Genomic DNA, 21,300 nt, shown 5'->3' on the forward strand with positions numbered 1-21,300 from the left:
AATGGAGTGTTTGTCATGGAAGAGATTCCTGTATCACCCTATTCAAAAGTTTTTATCGATGAATATGACCGCCATCCAGAAGGCTGTAATTACAACGTATTGGTGCTGCAGCGTATTGAGGGCGCGCTGGATCCCATCAGATTACAAGCTGCGCTGAATGCGCTGGTGCAAGATCATGTCCTGCTGAACAGCCATATTCATGAACAGAATGGCGAGCTGTATTGGCGTCGCAATGACGCAATCCATCCTTTGCAGCATTACACGGACCGCACGCTGCTGACCCAAGTGATTCGCCAGCCCTTCGACATTTACCGCGGGCCGCTTTATCGTTGGGCGCTTTTCGCCGAGGGGGCGGGGCGCTATACCCTGGCGCTGGTGGGCCATCATCTGGTGATCGACGGCGCGTCTTCCGACGAGTTTTTCTCATTGGTGAGCCAGTACTATGGTCAACAGCGGTTATCGACACGCCTCGAGGCGGCCGAGATTGCCGCCATCAACCGGCAGCTGCAGCGCGAGGTGGAACAACTGGCCGCCGACGGAGCGCTGGCGCACTGGCGGGCCGAAGCGGCAAATTTGGGCGCGATAGACGTGCCCTTTGAGAAAAGCGGCGCCGTGCGAAACGATGAGGCGGCCGAGCTGCGTTTCCAGGTGCCCAAAGCGCAATGGAAAGCGCTGAAGCAGGGCGCGGGAATACGGCGAATGAATGACTTTCTGGCGTTGCTGGTGCTGTGGGGCATCTTGATGGCGCGCAGCGGCAATCAGGAAACGGTCTATATCAGCTATCCGGTGTCGATAAAAAAGGGGCAAAGATTTGCGCTTGGCGGGCATGTAAACACCAGCGTGATGCCCCTCTCGCTGCGTGACGGCGAAGGTTTCGCCGCCGTTTATCAACGCGCGCTGGCGTTTATTACCGCCGCGGCGCCGCACTCGCGCCAACGGTTTAACCAACTGCCCACGCAACAGGTGGTGCAGGCGCTGGGGATCCGCGCGATGCCGATTTCCTTTGCCCAGACCAACCTGCGCGATGCGGCCTTGGCGCTGGCCGATTGCGCCACTTCGCCGCTGTTTGAAGCCAACCACGATATGGCCAGTGCGTCGCTTTCCCTGGAATATGAGGATCGGGCCGACAGCGATGCCTTGCAGTTCCGGCTGCGTTTTCGTCAGGACATGTTTGACGAAGAAGATATGCGCGACTGCGCGGAACATTTCATGCGCTTGATGCAAGCGGCGATGCGCGCGCCTGACGCGCCTTTACGCCACCTCGCCTTTTATCCCGCCGCCGACATGCCGCCAGATGACAACGCGGCCCCCGCGTTGCCGAGAGAAACCCTCAGCGCCCGGTTTGAGGCGATCGCGCTGCGTTATCCGGATAAGATTGCGCTGGAGTTTGAGGGGCTGTATGTCAGCTACCGTGAGCTGAACGGCATGGCGAATAGCCTGGCGCGCGAAATTACGCTCCGCTACCAAGCGCTGACCGGGAGCGCCCCCCAGACGGACACGCTGATTGCGCTGTACAGCGAGAAAAGCCTGGAAATGGTGGTGGCGCTGCTGGCGGTGCTGAAAACCGGTGCGGCCTATGTGCCGCTCTCCTGCAATTATCCTCAGGCGCGCATTCGGCATATTCTCGAAGAAACGCGCGCGCCGGTGCTCATCGCCGGGGAAAGCCTGCAATCGGCCGCCGAGGCGCTGGCGGCGATGATGCCGCACGCCGTGTCCGTCCTCACGCTGGGCGATCTGAACCGCCTGCCGCACGAGCGGCAGAATCTGCCAGCCGTCACCGGCGCCGACCGGCTCGGCGCGGTGATCTATACCTCGGGATCGACGGGGATCCCGAAAGGCGTGATGCTCGAGCAACACGCGATGTGCGGGTTGGCGACCGCGTCCGGCATCGCTGTCACGCCCGATGACGCGTTGCTCTTCCTCTCGAGCCCGGCGTTCGATGCGGCGACGTTCGAGGTGTGGGGCGCATTGCTCAACGGCGCCAAATTGGTCGTCGTGCGCGACACGGAGGATATCGCCGGCGATGTGCCGCAGTTGGAAGCCTTGCTGCGTCGGCAGCAGGTATCGATTCTGTGGGCGACGCGCAGCCTGTTCGATCATCTTTACCTCAGTCACCCCGACCTGTTCGCCGGGCTGCGCTGTCTGCTGGTGGGCGGGGAGGCGCTGACCGCCACGCTGATGCAGCGCCTGGTGCGGCAAGCCAACCGCCCGCAGCAGGTCATCAATGGCTATGGCCCGACGGAATGCACCACGTTCACCACGATGTACGCCATCGCGGCCGACGAAACCCGCAGCAGCATCCCGATTGGGCGAGCCATACCGGGGCGCGAACTTCATGTGCTGGATCGCTGGCTGCAGCCGTTGCCGCCAGGGCTGGCCGGCGAGCTGTATATCGGCGGAGACGCGCTGGCGCGCGGCTATCTCAACCAGCCGCAGCAGACGCAAGAGCGTTTCATTACGCTGAACGGGCGACGCTTGTATAAAAGCGGCGATCGGGTGCGAGAGTTGCGCGACGGCAATCTGGAGTATCTCGGCAGAAACGATTGCCAGGTAAAAATCCGCGGTTTCAGAATTGAACTCAGCGAAATAGAAAATACGATCAATGCGCTGGAGGGCGTCGAGAAATGCGTCGTGGTGGATGTCGTCCATCGCGATAGCAAGCGCCTTGCCGCTTATGTGCTGATGGCGCGGGGCGAGCCGCTGGATCCTGCCGATTTGCGCGCCCGGCTGGAGCGGCTCCTGCCGGATTACATGGTGCCGTCCAGCTATGTCGCGCTCGACGAGATACCGCTGACGGTGAACGGCAAGCTGGATCGCACGGCGCTGCCCGCGCCGCAATTCGCGCAAAGCGAGCGATATGCCGCGCCGCAGAATACGCTGGAGGCGTTGATTTGCGCCCTGTGGGCGGAGATCCTCGGCGTTGAACGGGTAGGGGTGGATGACGACTTCTTTCGTCTGGGCGGCGATTCGATCCAAAGCATCGTGTTCACCAGCGAATTGAGCAAGTCGGGCTATCACAGCAACTCGCGTGCGGTGTTCGAAACCCGGAATGCGCGGGCGCTGGCCAAGCGCATTTTGCAGCAACGGGAGGCGATTGCGCCGCTCAATGAACAGGGCGAGCTGCAGGGCGAATTCGAATTGCTGCCGATTCAGCGCTGGTACAACGAGCAGCCGCCGCAACATCGCGCCTTCTTCAACCAGACTTTTTTGGTGCGGGTGCCGCCGATGTCCGCCGAGCGCGTGGCCGATCTGGTGAACGGGCTGGCGTCGCGCCATGACATGCTGCGCGCGCGCTTTAGCGCCGACGACGCCGGCGCGCTGGTCGCGCAGCGCTATCTGTCGGTGGCCGACGGCGGCCCTTCATGGGGATACTATGACCTGGCGCTTTGTCGCCAAAGCCGCGCCGAACTTCTGCATCAATGGCAATCGGGGTTTGATCCGGTAGAAGGGCCGCTGTGCCGCTTCGTCTACATTTTCGACAGCAGCGCGCCCGGCTACGCGCTGATGTTCTGCGCATTCCATCATCTGATCATCGACGTGGTGTCCTGGCGCATCATCGTCAGAGACATGCGACGGTTGCATCAGGGGAAATCGCTGTCGGCGAAAGGCACCAGCTATCGGCAGTGGGGCGAGACGTTAAGGGACTACGCGGCGAGCCGGCATGACCAATGCGCTTACTGGTTGGCGATGATCGCCGGGCAACCCGATTACGCCACGCTCAGCGAGGGGGCGCAGAGTCCGGCGTTTTGCCGCTTCGAGTGCGACGCGGCGTTGACGACGCTGTTGATGGACAGCTGTCATCAGGCCTACCGCACCTCGATCCGCGATGTGTTGCTGGCGGCGCTGGCGCCGGTGCTGCAGGCCTGGCATGGCCGTGCGGACAGTTACCTGACGCTCGAACACCATGGCCGCGATATCAATGACGATAAGATCCAGCTCGACGACACCGTCGGCTGGTTCACCGCCTTACTGCCTTTGCGCATCACCGCCCATCAGAGCCCAAAACACACGCTGCGCGCCATCAAGGACGCATTAAGAAAGATGCCGGATCACGGCATCGGCTATTCGGCGCTGAAATACGGTTCAGCGTCGGACGACGAAGCGATAGCCTGTCTGCGGCGCCACCGCTTGCCGGCCATTTCATTCAACTATCTCGGGGTCTTTAACGAACAGACTGACGACGCCTTGTGGGCCTTGATCGACCAAACGGCGGATCTGGAAAACGGCGCGCTGCCGGCGAGCGACAATGTGCTGGATCTGGTGCTCTACGTGCACGGCGACCGGCTGAGCATCGTGATGTCGGGCTTATTGCCGCAGGCGACGCTGGCCCGGATCGGTTCGCACTATCGGGAGAGCGTGTCGGCGCTGGTCGCACACTGTTGCCACGAGGCGAGCCAGGGCGTTCGCCTCGCCAGCCCGGGGGACTTCCCCCATGCCAACGTCAGCCTCGCCGAGTTGGACCGCTGGCAGCAACGTCATCGCATCGCCGCCGTTTTCGAGGCTACGGTCACGCAGCGGGAATTGATGTATTTCAACCGGCTTAACCGCGAGTTTCAGATCGATCAGGCCGTTTATGAGGTGGCCGGCCCGCTGCAGCCGGAGGTGTTGAACCAGGCCTGGTCGCTGGCGCTGCAGCGATTTGAAATGCTGCGCGCCGGGTTTGGCGATCAAACCCGCCGTGGGCGGCCCAACGTCTTCATCTGCGAGACGCTGCAGGCGCCGATCGCGATCGAGGATTGGACCGACGCGCCGCCGTCCTTGCTGGAAGAAAGGATGGAAGCGCTGTTGGCCCGGGAACGAGAAACCTCGTTTGAGCTGGATGCGCCGCCGTTGATCCGCTGGCGCCTGATCAAGTTGAACGCCGATGAGCACTATCTGGTGCAGACCTTTAACCATATCTTGTTCGACGGTTGGTCCCTCGGCGTTCTGTTCGAACACTGGTTCAACGACTATCTCACCTTGCTGGAAGGGGGCGCGCCGGCGCTGGAAATTAACCGATTTGAGCCTTTCGCCGCTTATGTGCGCGCGCACGGCGGCGATCCCGAGGCGCAGGTGTTCTGGGCGGACTATTTGCGCGGGGCGCCGGTCAACCAACGTTTGCCGTTGAGCGCTTCGCCGGATGCCGCGCCACAGGGGCGACGCATGCGGCAATATGGCGCGGAATTCAGCGCGGAACAGGTGGCAAGCCTCACTGCGTTTTGCCGGCGCCAGGGGATCACGGTCAATCAACTGACGCAGCTGGCCTGGATGCTGGCGCTGGCCGAAGCGCTGGCCTGTGACGATATCGCGATCGGCACGACCATGAGCGAGCGCCCGGCGGACATTGAGCAGGTGCAGACGCTGTTTGGCCTATGTGTCGCCAGCCCGGTGCTGCGCCTGCAGGCGATTCGCCGCCGGCCCATTTATGCGTTGCTGACCGATATCGCGGATTCCCAGACGCTGAGGCAGAAGTACGCCTTTTCCGAACTGAACCGCTACGACGAACAATGGGTGCCCACTTCGCCGTTCGGCAGCCTGTTTGTGTTTGAAAACATGCCGCAACCGCAGAAGGATCCGCGCTTGCCGTTTACGTTCCAGGTGACGGATATCGTCAGCGGCAGCAACCACCAGACGGTGCTGTGCTTGTTCCCCGAAGCGGAACGGCTCGCCATTTCACTGTTTTATGATTCTCACGAGATAGCTCAGGAGACCATCGTTGCGGTAGGACGCCGTTTTCAGGCCATTGCGCTCGCGATCGCCCACCTTCCGCCCGACAGCGAAATCCGCGCCGAAGACGGGATTATCCAGGCGGAGGAGGCGTGATATGTGGCTTGCTATCGACGGCAAAATAAAATACCGGGCGATCGTGAGCGATCTTGACGGAACCTTGCTGGATCCTGCCGGAAATCTGTCGGATCTGACGGTGGAAACGCTCAATATCCTGCATGCCCGCGGACTGGAAATCGTCATCGCGACAGGCCGTTGCGATGCGGATGCGCGCGGGATTGTGGATGGCTTGGGGTTCTCGCCGGCGATCGTCTCCTGCAATGGCGCGATGGTCAATATCGAGGGGCGGCCGGTGGCGGATAAAAGCTATTTCCTGCCTCGCGACAGCCAAATGATGTTGATGGATTACCTCTTCGCCTGTCCGCTCCACGTGACGTTGTTCACCCAGGAAGGATGGATGATGGCCGAAGAGAATCCGCATTTTGCCGACTATATCAAAGCCTCGGGCGTCGCTTGCCGCTATGTCGAGCCGGAGGCGATGAAACGGCAACCGATCCTGAAAGTGCTGCTGCAGGGGGAAGCGGCGCTGATCGAGCGGTTTTACGACGAGGTCAGTCAGGCTTTCGGAAAAACGCTGTCCATCTGTAAGTCCTCTGCGGAAACGATAGACATCATGGATAAGCATATTTCCAAGGCCAGAAGCGTGGCCGACTATCTGAGCGCCAAACAGATAGCGATGCGCGATTGCCTCTCTTTCGGCGATGCGATGAACGATTTGGACATGCTGCGCTGGGCCGGAACGGGGGTGGTGATGGGCAATGCGATGGGCGAATTGAAGCGCGCGCTGCCGTTTAACCCGATTGCGTTGCCCAACAGCCGCAATGGCGTTGCCGATTATCTCTGCCGTGAGTTCGGCCTGTTCTGACATTGTCACCGCCGCGCGGGTGAACGCATTGGCAACAGGGTCTTTCGTGAGCAGATAACAAGGAGGTGAACAAACAGTGAGGGTTTCATTTTTTCATTACTAAACATGTCGATAAATACAAAGGAGACAGTATGAAAGAACTGACTGAAGCAGAAGTCATGACGGTTTCCGGCGCAGGCATCGCTTCCGATGCCGGCAAAATCCTGGGCAATGGCATTGGCGCCATCGTAGATGCCGGTACCGGTCTATTCGGGATCCACGCGGATGCGGCGGGCGCCGGCGCCAAACTCGGTGAGGGCATTGGCGCCGTCATCGATGCCGGGATTAGCGCCTTCTCGCAGCTGTTTGGCCGTAAATCGTCATAAGCCCGGCCCTTAATGAAAAGTGCCCGCAAGGGCACTTTTACCTCGCACATGTCGGGAGCCGCAAGAACGGCAAAGGGAGAGTTCATGGCGAATAAAATCATCTTGATCATGGCCATCAATCTGTTCGTGGCGGTGGCGTTGGCGGTGTTTAACTTTATCTATATCCAAAAGAAGGTGGATATACGCGCCCCCAATGACGCCACGCCCTTTCAGGTGACCGAGAAAGCGCAGGGCAGGATCGTCTCCATGCAGCAGACCTCGGTATTTCTGAACAACAATCCGGTGGTGGCGTTTACGTTGGAAATCAACGCCAGGCGCAAACAGTTTACGATCGCTGACCATCGGGAGGTCGTGCTGTATATCGCCATGAGCCGTTATGAGGAAAACGGCGTTTACAGCCTATTGCTGGGCGAGAACGACAGGGACGTGGCGTTCGAAAAGGACAGCTTTGGCTATCCGATACGCTTTCATCAGGTGCTCTAGGCGCGCGGAAGGTTTCCTGCCGCCAGGCGGCGTACAAGGGATTTGTCACGGACAAAGGGGGGAGGGAAAAATGCTAAAACGCATCGGATACATCGCGCTGATTTGCCTGGCCTTAATCGGCGGCCGGCAGGCCATGGCGGCAGAGGAAGATCGCTGCTTTGCGGACGAACATCCCGCCTTGCACACCGTTATTCCTTGTTATAACAATCAGTTGGCGATATTGCCTCTGTCATATTCGTTAAAGGGCGTGGATAACGGCCATGACGTGTCGATACGCCATTATCGGTTGATGTCGCAATCCTGGTCGCCGCAAGACGCCATCCGGCCGACGCAATGGTGGCACGATGTGGATATTTATATCCCCAACGGGGCGCTTGCCCGTAAAGCGTTGGTGCTGATGAGCGATGACTGCGCTTGCGCCGCCGCAGGGGCGAGCGGGGCAGGCAAGCAAAATGCGACGTTTTCCGTCGCTATGCCGGCGGCATTGGCGGCGGAAAGTCACACCGTCGTGATTGTCGTCAACCGGCTGCCTTATCCGTACCTGGAATATCAAAATGAGGGGCGGCGTCGTGCGGGGGAGGACAGCCAGGCCCGAGGCTGGCGATTGTTCCTGGACGATGCGGATGAATACTTGATGATGCCGCTGGCGATCCCCATGACGGCGGCCTTGTCGCAAACCATGACGCTGGCGCAGCGCGAATTGAGCCGGTGGGGGATAGATAAATTCATCGTGGCGGGCGCGGCGAGCGGCGCAACCGCGGCGTGGCTGGCGTCATTGTCGGATGAGCGCATCGATGCCGTCGTCGCCATGTTCCCGGATGGGGGCGCGGCGCGGCAGGTCTTGAAGCATACCTATCGTACGTATGGCGGCCGTTGGCCGTTGGCGTTTCATCCTTATTACCAACTCGGCATCGATCGGCGCATAGAGACGCCGGCGTTCGACAAACTGATGCAAATAGCGGATCCCACCGCTTATCCGCCGCCGACGGCGGGAGCGCGGCCAGCGGCGGCGAAATATGTCATCATCGCCAGCGGCGACGAACGTTATCCGCCGGACAGCACGCGATTCTATTTCAGCGCCTCACCGGGAGAGGCTTCGCTGCGCGCGATTGCCGACGGGGATCGCGCGGCAAGCCGGCCGGCCGCCGAACGCGCCATACTGGCGATGATCAAGCGCCGCCAGCGCGATATCGCGTTGCCGACGATCGAGGTGCAAGGCAGCGCCGCGGATGCTGCGGTGCGCACGCTGCGTTTTTCCGAACCGCCGGCCACCGTGCGGCGCTGGAGCGCGCACAACCGCACGGCCCGAGATTTTCGTTATTCGTGCGGCGTACGCTTTACCCCGGAGCCGTTGGCCGCAGCGGAGGCCGATCGCGGCGAGTTTCGTCTGGCCGCCCCGGCGCAAGGCTGGGAGGCCACCTTTATCGAGGCGGTGTTCAACGATGGGTTTATCGCGACCACGCCGGTCTTTATCACGCCGGACGATAACTATCCGTCCGCCGTTCCCGCGGGCGATGGCCTGGCGTGTGAAACCCTACCCGGCAGAGGGTTGGGTGAAGATTATCGCCATGACGATTAATTAGCGGCGCCGAAAAACAATAAGGCGGCAATGCGTTATTCTGCGCGACAGAGCGCATTGCCGGCTTTTTTTCGAAATAGTGAACGGCGCCAGACAGAATATTTCTGCGTAACGCCATTTTCTCGTTGTCATATCACTACGCCGGTTTCTTGAACGGCGAATGCCTTATTCTCCCTCCTGTTCGATAAACCGTTATCGCCATGCTTTTGCTATTCTGCCGCCCCTCTCGCTGCCGCCGCGTCGTGATGTCTTTCGTAATATAAATGTCATTTATTTCAGTGCGATTTTTTTCGCCAGGTTTTCATTTTACGGCGATGTCACCTGATTTTTCGCCTGAGGGGGAAATGAGGAGGATCTGGCGAAAACGCCTTCGAATAGCGCGATAATAAATTCCCTTGCGGCCAGATGAATGAATCAAGAAACGCCGATTTGGCGGTTTTTTCAAAATAAAATTAAGAATGATGCTAATTCTATTTGGGGTGATTATCTTTTCTCATCTTTACATTGATTTTATGTATTGCTAAAGGGGGAAAGCTAAGCATAATTAACTGTGAAAGGAGCAGGGCTCCTATTCTCCCTGTCAGGGTTCTTCGTGGCGGGGATATTTTGAAGTCTGTCTAATCAAAAGGAGAAGTACCCATGATGGAAAAAAAAGTGATTATGTTGGCATTTGTCGCGGCAGCGTGTTCAAGCGCTTTACCTGCTCTGGCAGCAGATGGTCAGGTTAATTTTACCGGGAATATTGTCGATGCTGCGTGCAAGGTCACGAATGACTTGAGTAATCCATTAAATGTTGTTTTGGGTGATGTGGCCCGAACGGCATTTGCGGGTGGCAAGGGATCAACGTCCAGCGCGACAAAATTCACGCTGGAAGTCACCGATTGTCCGGATACGGTAAACAGCGCCACCGTTAAGTTTGACGGCGCGGCCGATAACGGCGACAGCAACGTATTGCAGCTGACTCAGGAAACGGATGTCGCTACCGGCGTCGGTATCCAACTGTCTGATATTTCTAACAGTGTTCTGCCGCTTTACACGGCGTCGACGGCTTATCCGTTGGCTTCCGGCAGCGGCGTGAAAAATAACCTCGATTTTACCGCCCGCTATATTTCCACGCAGGCAGATGTGACCGCCGGTAAAGCCAATAGCGTCGCCACCTTTACGCTGAATTATAACTGATAATATTTTCTTGCCCGCTGGTTCACAGCGGGCCGTATTGCCTCGGAGATAATATTATGCGTTTTAATCGCTACGGCGCCTTAGCGGCTCTCATTATTTTATTGTTTGCGTCTACGGTTCACGCCGGCGTGGTGATTGGCGGGACGCGGGTGATATTCAACGGCGAAAAAAAAGAAGCGTCAATCAGCGTGGAGAATCCGGATAAAGAACCGTATTTGATTCAGTCCTGGCTGGAGAATCAACAAAGCGGGGTGGATAAAATCGCGTTTATCGTTACGCCGCCTTTATTTCGGCTGGACGGCAACCAGGAAAATATGCTGCGCATCGTGAAAGTGGGCGATGACTTACCGAAAGATAAAGAAAGCTTGTATTGGATGAATATTAAATCCATTCCTTCAACAACCCAGACGGGTAAATCGAATACGCTGCAAATAGCGGTCAAGACCCGCATTAAATTGATTTATCGGCCGGCGCCGCTGCTCCGCCAGGTACCCGAAGAGGTGACGCAGCAGCTGAAATGGCAGCGTGTCGGTTCAGAATTAAAACTCACCAACCCAACGCCTTATTATATGAACTTCCATTATGTCCGTATCGGGGGGCGGGAAATGAAAGAGGTGGCATATATCGCGCCGATGAGCAGCGAAATGTTTGCATTGCCCGTGGCGGGCGCAACGTCGGTAAGCTGGAAATTAATTAATGATTATGGCGGCACAGGTAAAGAACATCAGTCAGGTATTTAATCTGTAAGGGAAGGCAGAAAAAAGGATAAAACATTTCAATAATGGAGCTAATGAATGATAACTCAAAAGCGTATATTAGCGAAGCGGGATGCTTGGCTGAAACGCATAGCCTTATTCACGGTAACAACGGCGGTATGCGGCAATATGGCTAATCCCGCCTTCTCTCGTGACTATTTTAATCCGGCGTTGCTGGAAACCGGGCGCTCAGGCCAGCAGCACGTCGATCTGTCGATTTTTGAAAATGGCCAGCAGGTTCCCGGCACGTATCGGGTCGATATTTGGGTGAACGACATGCTGCTGGAAACGCGCGAGGTGTCGTTCGCTCTGCGGGCCGGCAGCGACGAGAAGGCCGAGCTGCAGCCTTGTCTGACGCGGGAAGATCTGAAACGGCTTGGGGTGAAAGTTGAGCTGTTTCCCGGTTTGGCCGGCGCCGATCGCTGCGCGAATTTGGCCGCGATCCCACAGGCCTCGGCGCAATTTCAATTTAACCGCCAACGCCTGATGCTGAGTATCCCCCAGGCGGCGTTGGAAAATAAGGTGCGCGGATACGTTCCGCCGGAACAATGGGATGAAGGCCTGCCGGCGATGCTGCTGAACTACGGCTTCACCGGCAGCAACAGCAAGGGGCGCGATCGATTCACCCAGAGCGCAAGCAGTTATTACCTCAACCTGCGGCCGGGCTTCAACCTGGGCGCCTGGCGAGTGCGGAACTACACCACCTGGAGCTACAACAGCGCCGGCGGCGGGCGAGCGTCGGAGGATCGTTGGGACTCCGTCTATACCTACGCCCAGCGCAATATCATCCGCCTGAAAAGCTTGCTGACGCTCGGCGAAAGCAGCAGCCCGTCCGATGTGTTTGACAGCGTGTCGTTTCGCGGCGCGCAGCTGGCTTCCGATGACGACATGTTGCCGGAAAGCCTGCGTGGTTATGCGCCGGTGGTGCGCGGCATCGCGCGCAGCAATGCGCAAGTGGTCATTCGCCAAAACGGCTATGTCATCTACCAGAGTTACGTTGCGCCGGGCGCGTTTGAAATTTCGGACATGTACCCGACCGGCGGCAGCGGCGATTTGGAGGTGACTATCAAGGAGGCGGACGGCAGCGAACAGCACCTGACCGTTCCCTTCGCCAGCCTGCCGGTGCTGCAACGCGAAGGGCGGCTGAAATATGCGCTGACCTCGGGTCAATACCGCACTTACGATCACAGCGTGGATAAAAAGATCTTCTCGCAGGCCAGCCTGATTTATGGCTTGCCCGCCGGTTTCACCCTGTATGGCGGCGGCCAATTCGCCGGGCCGTATCAATCGCTGGCATTGGGTCTGGGCAAGAACCTGGGCGAGTTCGGTGCCCTGTCGGCCGACGTCACCCAGGCATGGGCAAAGCAGGAGCATCAGCCGAAAAGTGATGGTCAGTCGTGGCGCGTGCGCTACAGCAAAAATATCGTCGAGACGGGGACGAACTTCGCCATCGCCGGCTACCGCTATTCGACCAGCGGCTACTATGGGCTGCAGGAAGTGCTGGACACCTATCGCAGCGGCAACCGTTACGCCCCGATAGACCGCCGCAAAAATCGCGGCGAAATCACGCTGAACCAGAATTTATGGGAAGGGGCGGGGTCGCTTTCACTCAGCGCGGTCTCCGAAGACTATTGGGGCTCCGAGCGCAATATGCAATCGCTGAGCGCGGGTTACAACAATAGCTGGAATGGCATCAGCTACGGTTTTAACTACAGCTACAGCCGGAATTCACAGGCTATTTACGGTGATTCGAACCGCGGGCGCATTTACGATCGCGATCAGATCTTCGCTTTCAACATCAGCGTGCCATTAGAGAAATGGCTGAGCAACACCTACGCCACCTACAGTCTCAACACCAGCAAAAAAGGCAATACCAGCCATACGGCGGGCCTCAACGGCACGGCGCTGGCCGGCGGCAACCTCAGTTGGAGCGTACAGGAAGGGTATGGCAGCCAGGGCCAGGGCAACAGCGGCAACGCCAACGCCGACTGGCGCGCGACGTACGGCGAACTCACGGCGGGTTACGCCTACGATCGCAGTCAACAGCGCGTCAACTACGGGGTGAAGGGCGGGGTGATCGCCCATGAAGACGGCGTGACCTTCGGTCAACCGTTCGGCGAAACCGTCGCCCTGGTGCAGGCGGCCGGCGCGAGCGATGTGGCGGTCGGCAATCAGGTCGGGGTGAAAACCGACTGGCGCGGCTACGCGATCGTTCCTTACGCCACGCCTTATCGCAACAATTCGATTCGCCTCGATGTCGACAGCTTGCCGGATGATGTCGATCTCGAGTTGACGAACCAGTCGGTCACGCCGACTCGCGGCGCGGTGAGCCGGGCGAATTTCAAAGCCAACGTCGGCAGACGGATTTTGATGAAGGTGACGGACTCGCAGGGGGCCCCCCTGCCGCTGGGCGCCAGCCTGCGTCTTGCCGAGGGGGCGATTCAGCCGTTCCTGGTCGGCGGCGACGGCGTGGTCTATCTGAGCGGCATGGCGGAAAAGGGCCTGCTCATCGCGCAGTGGGGCAGGAATGGCGAGAACCAATGCCGCATCCGTTATCAGTTGCCGGCGGAGCCGCCGTCAGCGGGTCTCCAAACCCTAAATGGCGTTTGCCAATAGATCTCGCTCTATCTCCATCATGACTTTTAAGTGAGAGTGAAAATGAACGTTTTTCTCAGGATATTGGGTTACGGCGCCCTGGTGTGGCTGGCGACGCTCACGACGGCGGTTTATGCCGGCACCTGTACCACCAACGCGAAAACCGCCCGCATGGGGTTGCTGACGCTGGCCGTGGATCCGCGCATCGAAGTCGGCGAGCAGCTGGCTGTTCGAACCGAGAACAGCATTAACGGCACGACGTTTTCTTTTCTTTGTTCCGGCTCGGTCGCCTATCGCTCCATGTCGCCGCTGACGCCGAGCGCGTTGCCCGGCGTATTTGAAACCGGCATCGAGGGCGTGGGGGTGAAGATTTCAGACTTATGGCAGAGCAATAAGAACGTGCCCGTCAACACGGCGATTTCGCCCAACTTGCTGACGCCGTGGATCAATCGAAACGATGTTCGGCTGACGTTTATTAAAACCGGCCCGATCAAAACCGGCGGCGATATGGGCGGGAAGATTATCGCCAGATATTATCTGGATTCGACCTCAATTTTGGATCTCAGTATTTCCGGCATGAAGGTCATTCAGAAAAGTTGCCTGGTTGATTTGAACTATAAAAATCAAACGGTGAATCTGGGTAGCCCTAAACGCAGCGAGTTTAATGGCGTCGGCAGCACGGCGGCGTCTTCCGAACGCAATTTTTCCGTGGTTCTGCAATGTCAGGAGGACAATATTCCGATTCAGATCACGTTCGAGGCGGCCGGAAATTCGCCAGGCGTGGGAATGATTGATATCGCCGACGGCGCCGATGCGGCGAAGGGCGTCGCCGTGGAAGTGTTGGATGAGAACCGTAATCCATTAACGTTTTCCAGACCGATCAATTACCACACCGCGGCTGAAAGAGAGATCAGGATCCCCTTGATGGCGCGCTATAAGCAAACGGGAGCCATTAGCCCCGGGCAGGCCGACGCGGTGATGACATTCACCATTACGCAGAATTAAAGAGACCCCCATTAAAAATATAATGTCGTCTGTTCGCGCGACATTATTGGTGGCATCAGGCGCTGCAGTTTGATGCCAATGCAATGACAACACGCATGTATGGCCGTGTTTGTCCGTTTAAATATGGAGATTAACCAATGAAAGAACTGTCTGTTATCGAAATGAATGAAGTGTCAGGTGCCTATTCCTGGAATTTGAATAATGGAATTGTCGGCCTCGTTGGCAGCGCTGTCACGAATGCCGCGGAAGCGGCTTCGTCGCTGGTTTTAGGTGCGGCTGCTGCCAGTGCCGCTGGTGCAATTATTGGCGGTCGTCACGGCGGCGACGGTGGCGGCCTGCTGGGCGTCGGTTCTATTGGCCAAGGGGTCGGCATGATCTACGGCGCTATCCACGGTGGTATTGTCGGAGGCATTGGCGGTGCTCTGGCTGGCTGGGAAACGACCCTGGAGTACTCTAAAAAAGCTGCCGAAGGCGTCATCAATGGCACTTTGATTTAAAATATCTAAAAGAGGCCGCAGCGTTTCGCTGCGGCTCTCGTTCATTTAGGCTTGTTATATGAGTGAGAATAAGAGCAGGAATATTTTCCGCCAGGAGGCGGTCAATTATCAACGTCAAAGATGGACCGGCAGGGCGCTGTTAATTTCCGGCGCATCGAGCCATGTGATTGCCGCCACCTGTTTCACTTTTATTCTGATCCTGGCGGGCGCACTCTATTTTTGCGAGTACACGCGCCGGGTCGATGTTGAAGGCGAGGTGATCAGCATCCCGCATTCCACCAATGTGTTTTCCTCCCAATATGGCTACGTGAGCCAGGCATTTCATAAAGCCGGTGACGTCGTGGAAAAGGACGAGCCGCTGTATGCGATTGATGTCTCGAGAAGCACCACGTCCGGCAATATCAGCCATATCGCGGCCAGCGAAATAAGCAAACAGATTAGCAATCTGGATTCGATAATCAGCAAGCTGAATAAAAATAAAACCGCCATGCTGGATAATTTGCGCAAACAGATCAATAGCTATGAAAACGCCTATAAAGAAACCGAGAAACTGAACCTCAGCGCCAAAGAGGGGATGGATAAAATGCGCGATAGCCTGAAAAATTACGAACACTATTTGACGAAAGGCCTGATCACCAAAGATCAGTTAAATTATCAGCGTTCGCTTTTTCAACAACAGCAAAGCTCGTATCAGGCGCTCTACAACCAAAAGATCCAGCAAAATATTCAACTGTCGCAGTTGCGCAGCGATTTGCTGATTCGCGCCGCCGATTACGACAATCAGATATCGCAAAGCGAATCGCAACGCAGTGATTTACAACGCCAGCTGGCGGAGTCCAATGCCGGCGGCCAGGTCATTATCAAAGCGCCGCTCAAGGGGAAAATCGAGTCGCTGAGCGTGACCGCCGGGCAGGTGGTCGAGAGCGGCAGCAGTCTGGCGCAAATCAAGCCGATTGATAACATCAAATATTATCTGGTTTTATGGCTGCCGAATAACAGTTTGCCCTACGTGAAAATCGGCGATGGCATCAACATTCGCTATGAAGCCTTCCCGTCGGATAAATTCGGTCAGTTTCCGGGAAAAATAGAATCCATCTCGTCGGTCCCCGCCTCCCCGCAGGAAATGTCGGAATACAGCAGCGGAAATAAAAGGGAAAGGAACGCCTACTACAAAGTGCTGGCGTCCATCAGCGACACGCAATTCAGCGATAAAGGCAAATATCTCGAAATCAGCAGCGGGCTGCAGGCCAGGGTCATCGTCTTCCTGGATAAGAAACCGCTTTATCAGTGGGCGGTCGCGCCTTTGTATGACATAAAAAACAGCGTTGTGGGGCGAGTCGATGAAGGACAATAATCTCTTTGAACGGATCAACGAGAAGTTAACCTTCTCACTGCGCAAGCGGGTGCCGAGCATCTTGCAGTCGGAATCATCGGAATGCGGCCTGGCGTGCCTTGCCATGATCGCCTCCTATTACGGGTTTAATGTGGATATGCTGAGCCTGCGGCAGCGATTCGGCATTTCCACCCAGGGCGCGACCCTGGGGACGATCTCTCAAATCGCGTCGCAAATCCAGCTGAAGACGCGCGCCTTGTCCTTGGACATCGACGAAATCAATCAGCTGAAAACGCCCTGCATACTGCACTGGAATATGAATCACTTTGTGGTGTTGGTTAAGGTGCAGCGCGCCGGTTTTGTCATTCACGATCCGGCCTTCGGGCGCCGAGTGATCGGGCTGCAGGAGATGTCGAATCATTTTACCGGCATCGCGTTGGAGCTGTGGCCCGACAGGGCATTTCAAAAAGAGACCCTCAAGACCCGTTTGCGCCTGCTGGATTTGATGAAAAACATCGAGGGCCTGCCGGGGACGCTGCTCAAGATCTTTGCGTTATCGATAGTCATCGAATCGGTCAACCTGCTGCTGCCGGTGGGAACGCAACTGGTGACCGACCATGTCATTCAGGCGCATGACTACAGCCTGCTGACGGTCATCTGTTTGGGGCTGATCTTCTTCACCTTGTTCCGCGCGGTGGTCAGCATCGCCAGGGCCTGGATCTCCATCGTGCTCGGGACGCTGACCGATATTCAGTGGAAGACGACGCTGTTTGAACACCTGATGAAGCTGCCGCTGGATTTTTTCGAAAAACGGCACCTGGGGGACATTCAATCGCGCTTTTCCTCGCTGGATGCGATCAGAACCACCTTTACCAATAATATCGTCAGCGGGATCATCGACGGCATCATGACGGTCGGGCTGTTCGCGATGATGATGGTCTACGGCGGCTGGCTGGTCTGGGTCGTGGCGGGCTTCACTCTGATCTACATCCTCATCAGGATGATGACTTACAGAACCTACCGTCAATTCTCGGAGGAGCAGATCGTCAAGGCGGCCAAGGCCAACTCGCATTTCATGGAGACGCTGTACGGCATCTCTACCGTCAAGGCGCTGGGCATCAAGGAAACGCGCTCCAGCTATTGGCTCAATCTGAACGTCGACGCCGCCAATACCAATATCAAAATCACCCGATTCAATATGATGTTCGGCGGGATCAATACCTTTATCACGACGCTCGATCAGGTGGCGATCCTGTGGCTTGGCGCCATGATGGTCATCGACAATTCCATGACGCTCGGCATGTTCATGGCGTTCAATGCCTATCGCGGCCAGTTCTCTCAGCGGGCCTCGAGCCTGATCGACCTGGCGATCGGCTTGCGCATGCTGTCGCTGCACAATGAGAGGATATCCGACATCGTCTTTACCGATGCGGAGACGGAGTCCGCGCCGCGACAGGTTTTCCCCTCGGGCACGGGGATTGCCATTGAGGTAAAAAATCTTACGTATCAATATGACGCGCTGTCGCGGCCGATCTTCAAAGACTTGAACATGCGCATTGCGGCCGGCGAAAGCGTGGCCGTCGTGGGCGCCTCCGGCGCGGGCAAGACCACCTTGCTGAAGGTGATGTGCGGTTTGCTCAGCCCCACTTCCGGCCAGGTTTTGGCCGACGCGATGGATATCCATAAAGTCGGGGTGAATAACTACCGTAACGCGATCGCCTGCGTGCTGCAGGACGACCGGCTGTTCTCCGGGTCCATTGCGGAAAACATCAGCGGGTTTGAGGTCAATGCCAATAAAGAGCTGATCATGGCCTGCGCGATACACAGTAATATCCACGATGAAATCATGCAGATGCCGATGGGCTACGAAACCCTGATCGGCGAGTTGGGCAACGGCATCTCCGGCGGGCAAAAGCAACGTTTGTTTATCGCGCGCGCCCTCTATCGCCGCCCGAGCGTGCTGTTTATGGATGAAGCGACCAGCCATCTGGACGTTGAGAATGAGTCGGCGATCAACCGGGCGATATCTTCGCTGAATATTACGCGCGTGATCGTCGCCCACAGAAAGTCGACCATCGACTCGGCCGACAGGGTGGTGGTGCTGGGGGCCGAGAGCGGCGCGCCGGCAGGCGGCGGTGAATAAAGGGCGCTTGCCGGCGCCGGGGGCGAAACCGGCAACGCAGGCTGTCCCCACGGCGAAAATCGCGGTAAAATGCAGCAGTTGACCCTATCGCATTCCATCAGGCCGTCGAACCCGCTATGAAAACGCGCAAACCGCGCCGCCCGCCCGGGCGGTGGATCTATTACATCCTGCATGAAGACATGCTGTGGCCTTGCCCGGTCAAATGGGAGTGGGAGAGCGGCTATAACGCCTGGTTGCCGTTTTACTATTCCCCCACGCTGGAATTCGTCGCCGGCAACCCCGCCCGCGCCACCAAGGTCAGCAGCGGCCGGCGCTAAGCGTACTGCCCGCCTTGCCGCCCGGCATCCGCTCACCTAAGATCATTGCATCACCCACAGGTTTCCGGGAGCGTCCATGTCTACTCTGTTTCGCACGTCTCTTTGCGGCGTAGCGGCGTTGTTGCTGCTTGCGGGTTGTCAGCAGACGGCGCACCAACCGGCGCCGCCGCTGCAGGCGCAATTGGATCACATCGCTTTGATGTTGGCCGGCGGGCATTTCCTGCGCGTGGACTGCGGGCGCAGTGACGTGCCGGACGACGTGAAATTACAACGTACCGCGATGCGTGCAGCGCAGCACCGCGGCTGGGATACGCAGGCGGCAGGGTATCGGCAGTTGCCGGCGCTCACCCAGGCGCGTTACCTGACTCTGCAACAGGATAGTCAACTGCTGACGGACAAATGCGCCACGCTCAGCCGCAGCACCGCGCGCTTTATCGCGGCGGCGCAGGCCGATCAGGAAGACTACATGGAGTAGCGCTACGGTGTGCCTGTCGGGCGCTCGCCACGGGCGCCCAAAAATTCTTTGCAGGATAACGATTTATCGCTCATCATTTGAAATGATGTTTCACTTTTATCCATCGAGCCCACCTTGAACCTGTATGCCGCACTGCGTCAGCGCGTGGAAAATACGCCCTGGTACGCCAAACGGAAAAGCTACCGCGTGCTGTTCTGGCGCGAAATCACGCCGCTGGCGGTGCCGATTTTTCTGGAGAACGCCTGCGTTCTGTTGATGGGGGTGCTGAGCACCTTTCTGGTGAGTTGGCTCGGCAAAGAGGCGATGGCCGGGGTGGGGCTGGCGGACAGCTTCAACATGGTGATTATCGCCTTTTTTGCCGCGGTGGATCTCGGCACCACCGTGGTGGTGGCCTTCAGCCTCGGCAAGCGCGATCGCCGGCGGGCGCGGGCGGCGGCGCGTCAGTCGCTGGTGCTGATGACCGGCGTGGCGCTGCTGTTGGCGGCGGGCATTCACCTGGCGGGCGAACCGATCATTGATGTGATCGCCGGCGCGGCCTCGCCTGAGGTGAAAGCGCTGGCGCTCTCTTACCTGCAAACCACGGTGTGGAGCTACCCGGCGGCGGCGATTGCGCTGATCGGCAGCGGCGCCCTGCGCGGCGCAGGCAACACCAAGATCCCGCTGCTTATCAATGGCGGCATGAATATCCTCAATATCATCATCAGCAGCATCCTGATTTACGGCATGCTTGGCTGGCACGGGTTGGGGTTCGTCGGCGCCGGGCTGGGGCTGACGATTTCCCGCTATATCGGCGCCATCGCCATCCTCTATGTACTGGCGATCGGTTTTAATCCGGCGCTGCACATCACGCTGAAAAGCTATTTCACGCCGCTGAAGATGAGCATCCTGTGGGAAGTGCTGGGGATCGGCATTCCCGCCAGCGTCGAGTCGGTGCTGTTCAACGGCGGCAAACTGTTGACGCAGATGTTCGTCGCCGGCATGGGCACCAACGTGATCGCCGGTAACTTTATCGCCTTCTCCATCGCTTCGTTGATCAATTTGCCGGGCAACGCGCTGGGCTCGGCTTCGACTATCATCGTTGGCCGGCGGCTAGGCAAAGGCGAGATCGGTCAGGCGGAACGGCAGCTGCGCCATATTTTCTGGCTGTCTACCCTCGGGTTGACCGCTATCGCCTGGGGCACGGCGCCGTTGGCTGGGGTATTCGCCGCGTTTTATACCTCGCAGGATGACGTGAAAACGGTGGTGAAAACCCTGATTTGGCTCAACGCCGCCTTTATGCCGATCTGGGCCGCTTCCTGGGTGTTGCCCGCCGGGCTGAAAGGCGCGCGCGACGCCCGCTTCGCCATGTGGGTGACGATGCTTGGCATGTGGGGCTGCCGCGTGGTGGCGGGCTACGCGCTGGGTATCGAACTGGGCATGGGCGTGGTGGGTGTCTGGTTGGGGATGTTCCTCGATTGGGCGGTGCGCGGCGCCTTGTTCTACTGGCGCATGGTCAGCGGGCGCTGGCTGTGGAAATATCCGCGGGCCAAACGCCGGGAGGCCGGGTAACGTCGGCCGCGGGGCACCGGCGAGATGGCCTCAGTATAAAAGCGTCATCGCGCTGAAGAACAGCAGCGTCAACGCGATGATGATGAGGTTTTGCGTGGCTTTGCGCACCAGCTTGCTGGCGCTCAGGCGGCTGTCGATGACGTAGAGCAGCGGCACCATCAGCAGCACATAGGCGAACATCAACATGGCGGTAAAGGGCTGCAGATTCATTCATGTTCCTCCTGTGCGCTATCATGGCCGACCAGATGCACCAGCACCGCCTTCGGCTGATGCGGCAAACCAATAAAGGGCGGGGTGGCTGGGGAGTCCGCCGTGAACGGCAGACCGGCACGCCGTGTCTTCACCGCCGCTTGCAGGATCTTCTTTCGATGCTTCCGAGTATGGTCGACCATGCG

Annotated in this window: 17 protein-coding genes; 15 read left to right on the forward strand and 2 right to left on the reverse strand. The window is 57.9% G+C overall.

The annotated features are described in order from the left end of the window. The first annotated feature begins 15 nt into the window (after nucleotides 1-15). From ACMGF7_RS16500 to ACMGF7_RS16570, 15 genes are all read left to right on the forward strand, one after another. Nucleotides 16-5,802, forward strand: coding sequence for an amino acid adenylation domain-containing protein (locus ACMGF7_RS16500; RefSeq protein WP_420286524.1), 5,787 nt, complete (start codon nucleotides 16-18; stop codon nucleotides 5,800-5,802). Nucleotide 5,803: 1 nt separating this feature from the next. Beyond that, the gene (locus tag ACMGF7_RS16505) at nucleotides 5,804-6,631 is read left to right on the forward strand and encodes an HAD family hydrolase (RefSeq protein WP_049240761.1); all 828 of its coding nucleotides are present in this window, start codon (nucleotides 5,804-5,806) and stop codon (nucleotides 6,629-6,631) included. Between the two features lie 131 nt (nucleotides 6,632-6,762). Beyond that, nucleotides 6,763-6,996, forward strand: coding sequence for a hypothetical protein (locus tag ACMGF7_RS16510; protein ID WP_049240759.1), 234 nt, complete (start codon nucleotides 6,763-6,765; stop codon nucleotides 6,994-6,996). An 84-nt stretch (nucleotides 6,997-7,080) separates the two neighbouring features. After that, nucleotides 7,081-7,479, forward strand: coding sequence for a hypothetical protein (locus ACMGF7_RS16515; protein WP_004935300.1), 399 nt, complete (start codon nucleotides 7,081-7,083; stop codon nucleotides 7,477-7,479). Between the two features lie 70 nt (nucleotides 7,480-7,549). Next, nucleotides 7,550-9,058, forward strand: a complete 1,509-nt coding sequence (locus ACMGF7_RS16520) for a PhoPQ-activated protein PqaA family protein (RefSeq protein ID WP_420286526.1) — start codon at nucleotides 7,550-7,552, stop codon at nucleotides 9,056-9,058. Nucleotides 9,059-9,697: 639 nt separating this feature from the next. Further along, nucleotides 9,698-10,237, forward strand: a complete 540-nt coding sequence (locus ACMGF7_RS16525) for a fimbrial protein (protein ID WP_075201887.1) — start codon at nucleotides 9,698-9,700, stop codon at nucleotides 10,235-10,237. A 56-nt stretch (nucleotides 10,238-10,293) separates the two neighbouring features. Beyond that, complete coding sequence (locus ACMGF7_RS16530; RefSeq protein WP_049240755.1) at nucleotides 10,294-10,977, forward strand: molecular chaperone; 684 nt, start codon at nucleotides 10,294-10,296, stop codon at nucleotides 10,975-10,977. A gap of 54 nt (nucleotides 10,978-11,031) precedes the next feature. After that, nucleotides 11,032-13,608: a fimbria/pilus outer membrane usher protein gene (locus ACMGF7_RS16535; RefSeq protein WP_420286527.1), complete on the forward strand. Its 2,577-nt coding sequence runs from the start codon at nucleotides 11,032-11,034 to the stop codon at nucleotides 13,606-13,608. A 42-nt stretch (nucleotides 13,609-13,650) separates the two neighbouring features. Further along, nucleotides 13,651-14,592: a fimbrial protein gene (locus ACMGF7_RS16540; protein ID WP_164095697.1), complete on the forward strand. Its 942-nt coding sequence runs from the start codon at nucleotides 13,651-13,653 to the stop codon at nucleotides 14,590-14,592. A 137-nt stretch (nucleotides 14,593-14,729) separates the two neighbouring features. Beyond that, the gene (locus ACMGF7_RS16545; protein ID WP_049240751.1) at nucleotides 14,730-15,089 is read left to right on the forward strand and encodes a hypothetical protein; all 360 of its coding nucleotides are present in this window, start codon (nucleotides 14,730-14,732) and stop codon (nucleotides 15,087-15,089) included. Nucleotides 15,090-15,147: 58 nt separating this feature from the next. Then, nucleotides 15,148-16,443: an HlyD family secretion protein gene (locus ACMGF7_RS16550; protein WP_049240749.1), complete on the forward strand. Its 1,296-nt coding sequence runs from the start codon at nucleotides 15,148-15,150 to the stop codon at nucleotides 16,441-16,443. Then, nucleotides 16,430-18,565: a peptidase domain-containing ABC transporter gene (locus ACMGF7_RS16555; protein ID WP_004935271.1), complete on the forward strand. Its 2,136-nt coding sequence runs from the start codon at nucleotides 16,430-16,432 to the stop codon at nucleotides 18,563-18,565. The genes ACMGF7_RS16550 and ACMGF7_RS16555 overlap by 14 nt, the downstream gene beginning before the upstream one ends. A 116-nt stretch (nucleotides 18,566-18,681) precedes the next feature. Then, nucleotides 18,682-18,882, forward strand: a complete 201-nt coding sequence (locus tag ACMGF7_RS16560) for a hypothetical protein (protein WP_015378375.1) — start codon at nucleotides 18,682-18,684, stop codon at nucleotides 18,880-18,882. 76 nt (nucleotides 18,883-18,958) lie between these two features. Continuing rightward, entirely contained in the window at nucleotides 18,959-19,357 is a 399-nt protein-coding gene (gspS, locus tag ACMGF7_RS16565) for a type II secretion system pilot lipoprotein GspS (RefSeq protein ID WP_049188282.1), read from the forward strand. Between the two features lie 114 nt (nucleotides 19,358-19,471). Further along, nucleotides 19,472-20,905 (forward strand): EmmdR/YeeO family multidrug/toxin efflux MATE transporter, encoded by a 1,434-nt coding sequence (locus tag ACMGF7_RS16570; RefSeq protein ID WP_004935263.1) that lies wholly within the window; start codon nucleotides 19,472-19,474, stop codon nucleotides 20,903-20,905. 30 nt (nucleotides 20,906-20,935) lie between these two features. On the opposite strand, the gene ACMGF7_RS16575 is transcribed toward ACMGF7_RS16570, so the two are convergent. Then, nucleotides 20,936-21,115, reverse strand: coding sequence for a hypothetical protein (locus tag ACMGF7_RS16575; RefSeq protein ID WP_015378373.1), 180 nt, complete (start codon nucleotides 21,113-21,115; stop codon nucleotides 20,936-20,938). Continuing rightward, nucleotides 21,112-21,297, reverse strand: coding sequence for a hypothetical protein (locus tag ACMGF7_RS16580; RefSeq protein ID WP_049240746.1), 186 nt, complete (start codon nucleotides 21,295-21,297; stop codon nucleotides 21,112-21,114). Before ACMGF7_RS16580 ends, ACMGF7_RS16575 begins: the two co-directional genes overlap by 4 nt. Between the last annotated feature and the right edge of the window lie 3 nt (nucleotides 21,298-21,300).

Source organism: Serratia sp. BNK-17, assembly GCF_048684935.1.
Lineage (GTDB): Bacteria > Pseudomonadota > Gammaproteobacteria > Enterobacterales > Enterobacteriaceae > Serratia > Serratia nematodiphila.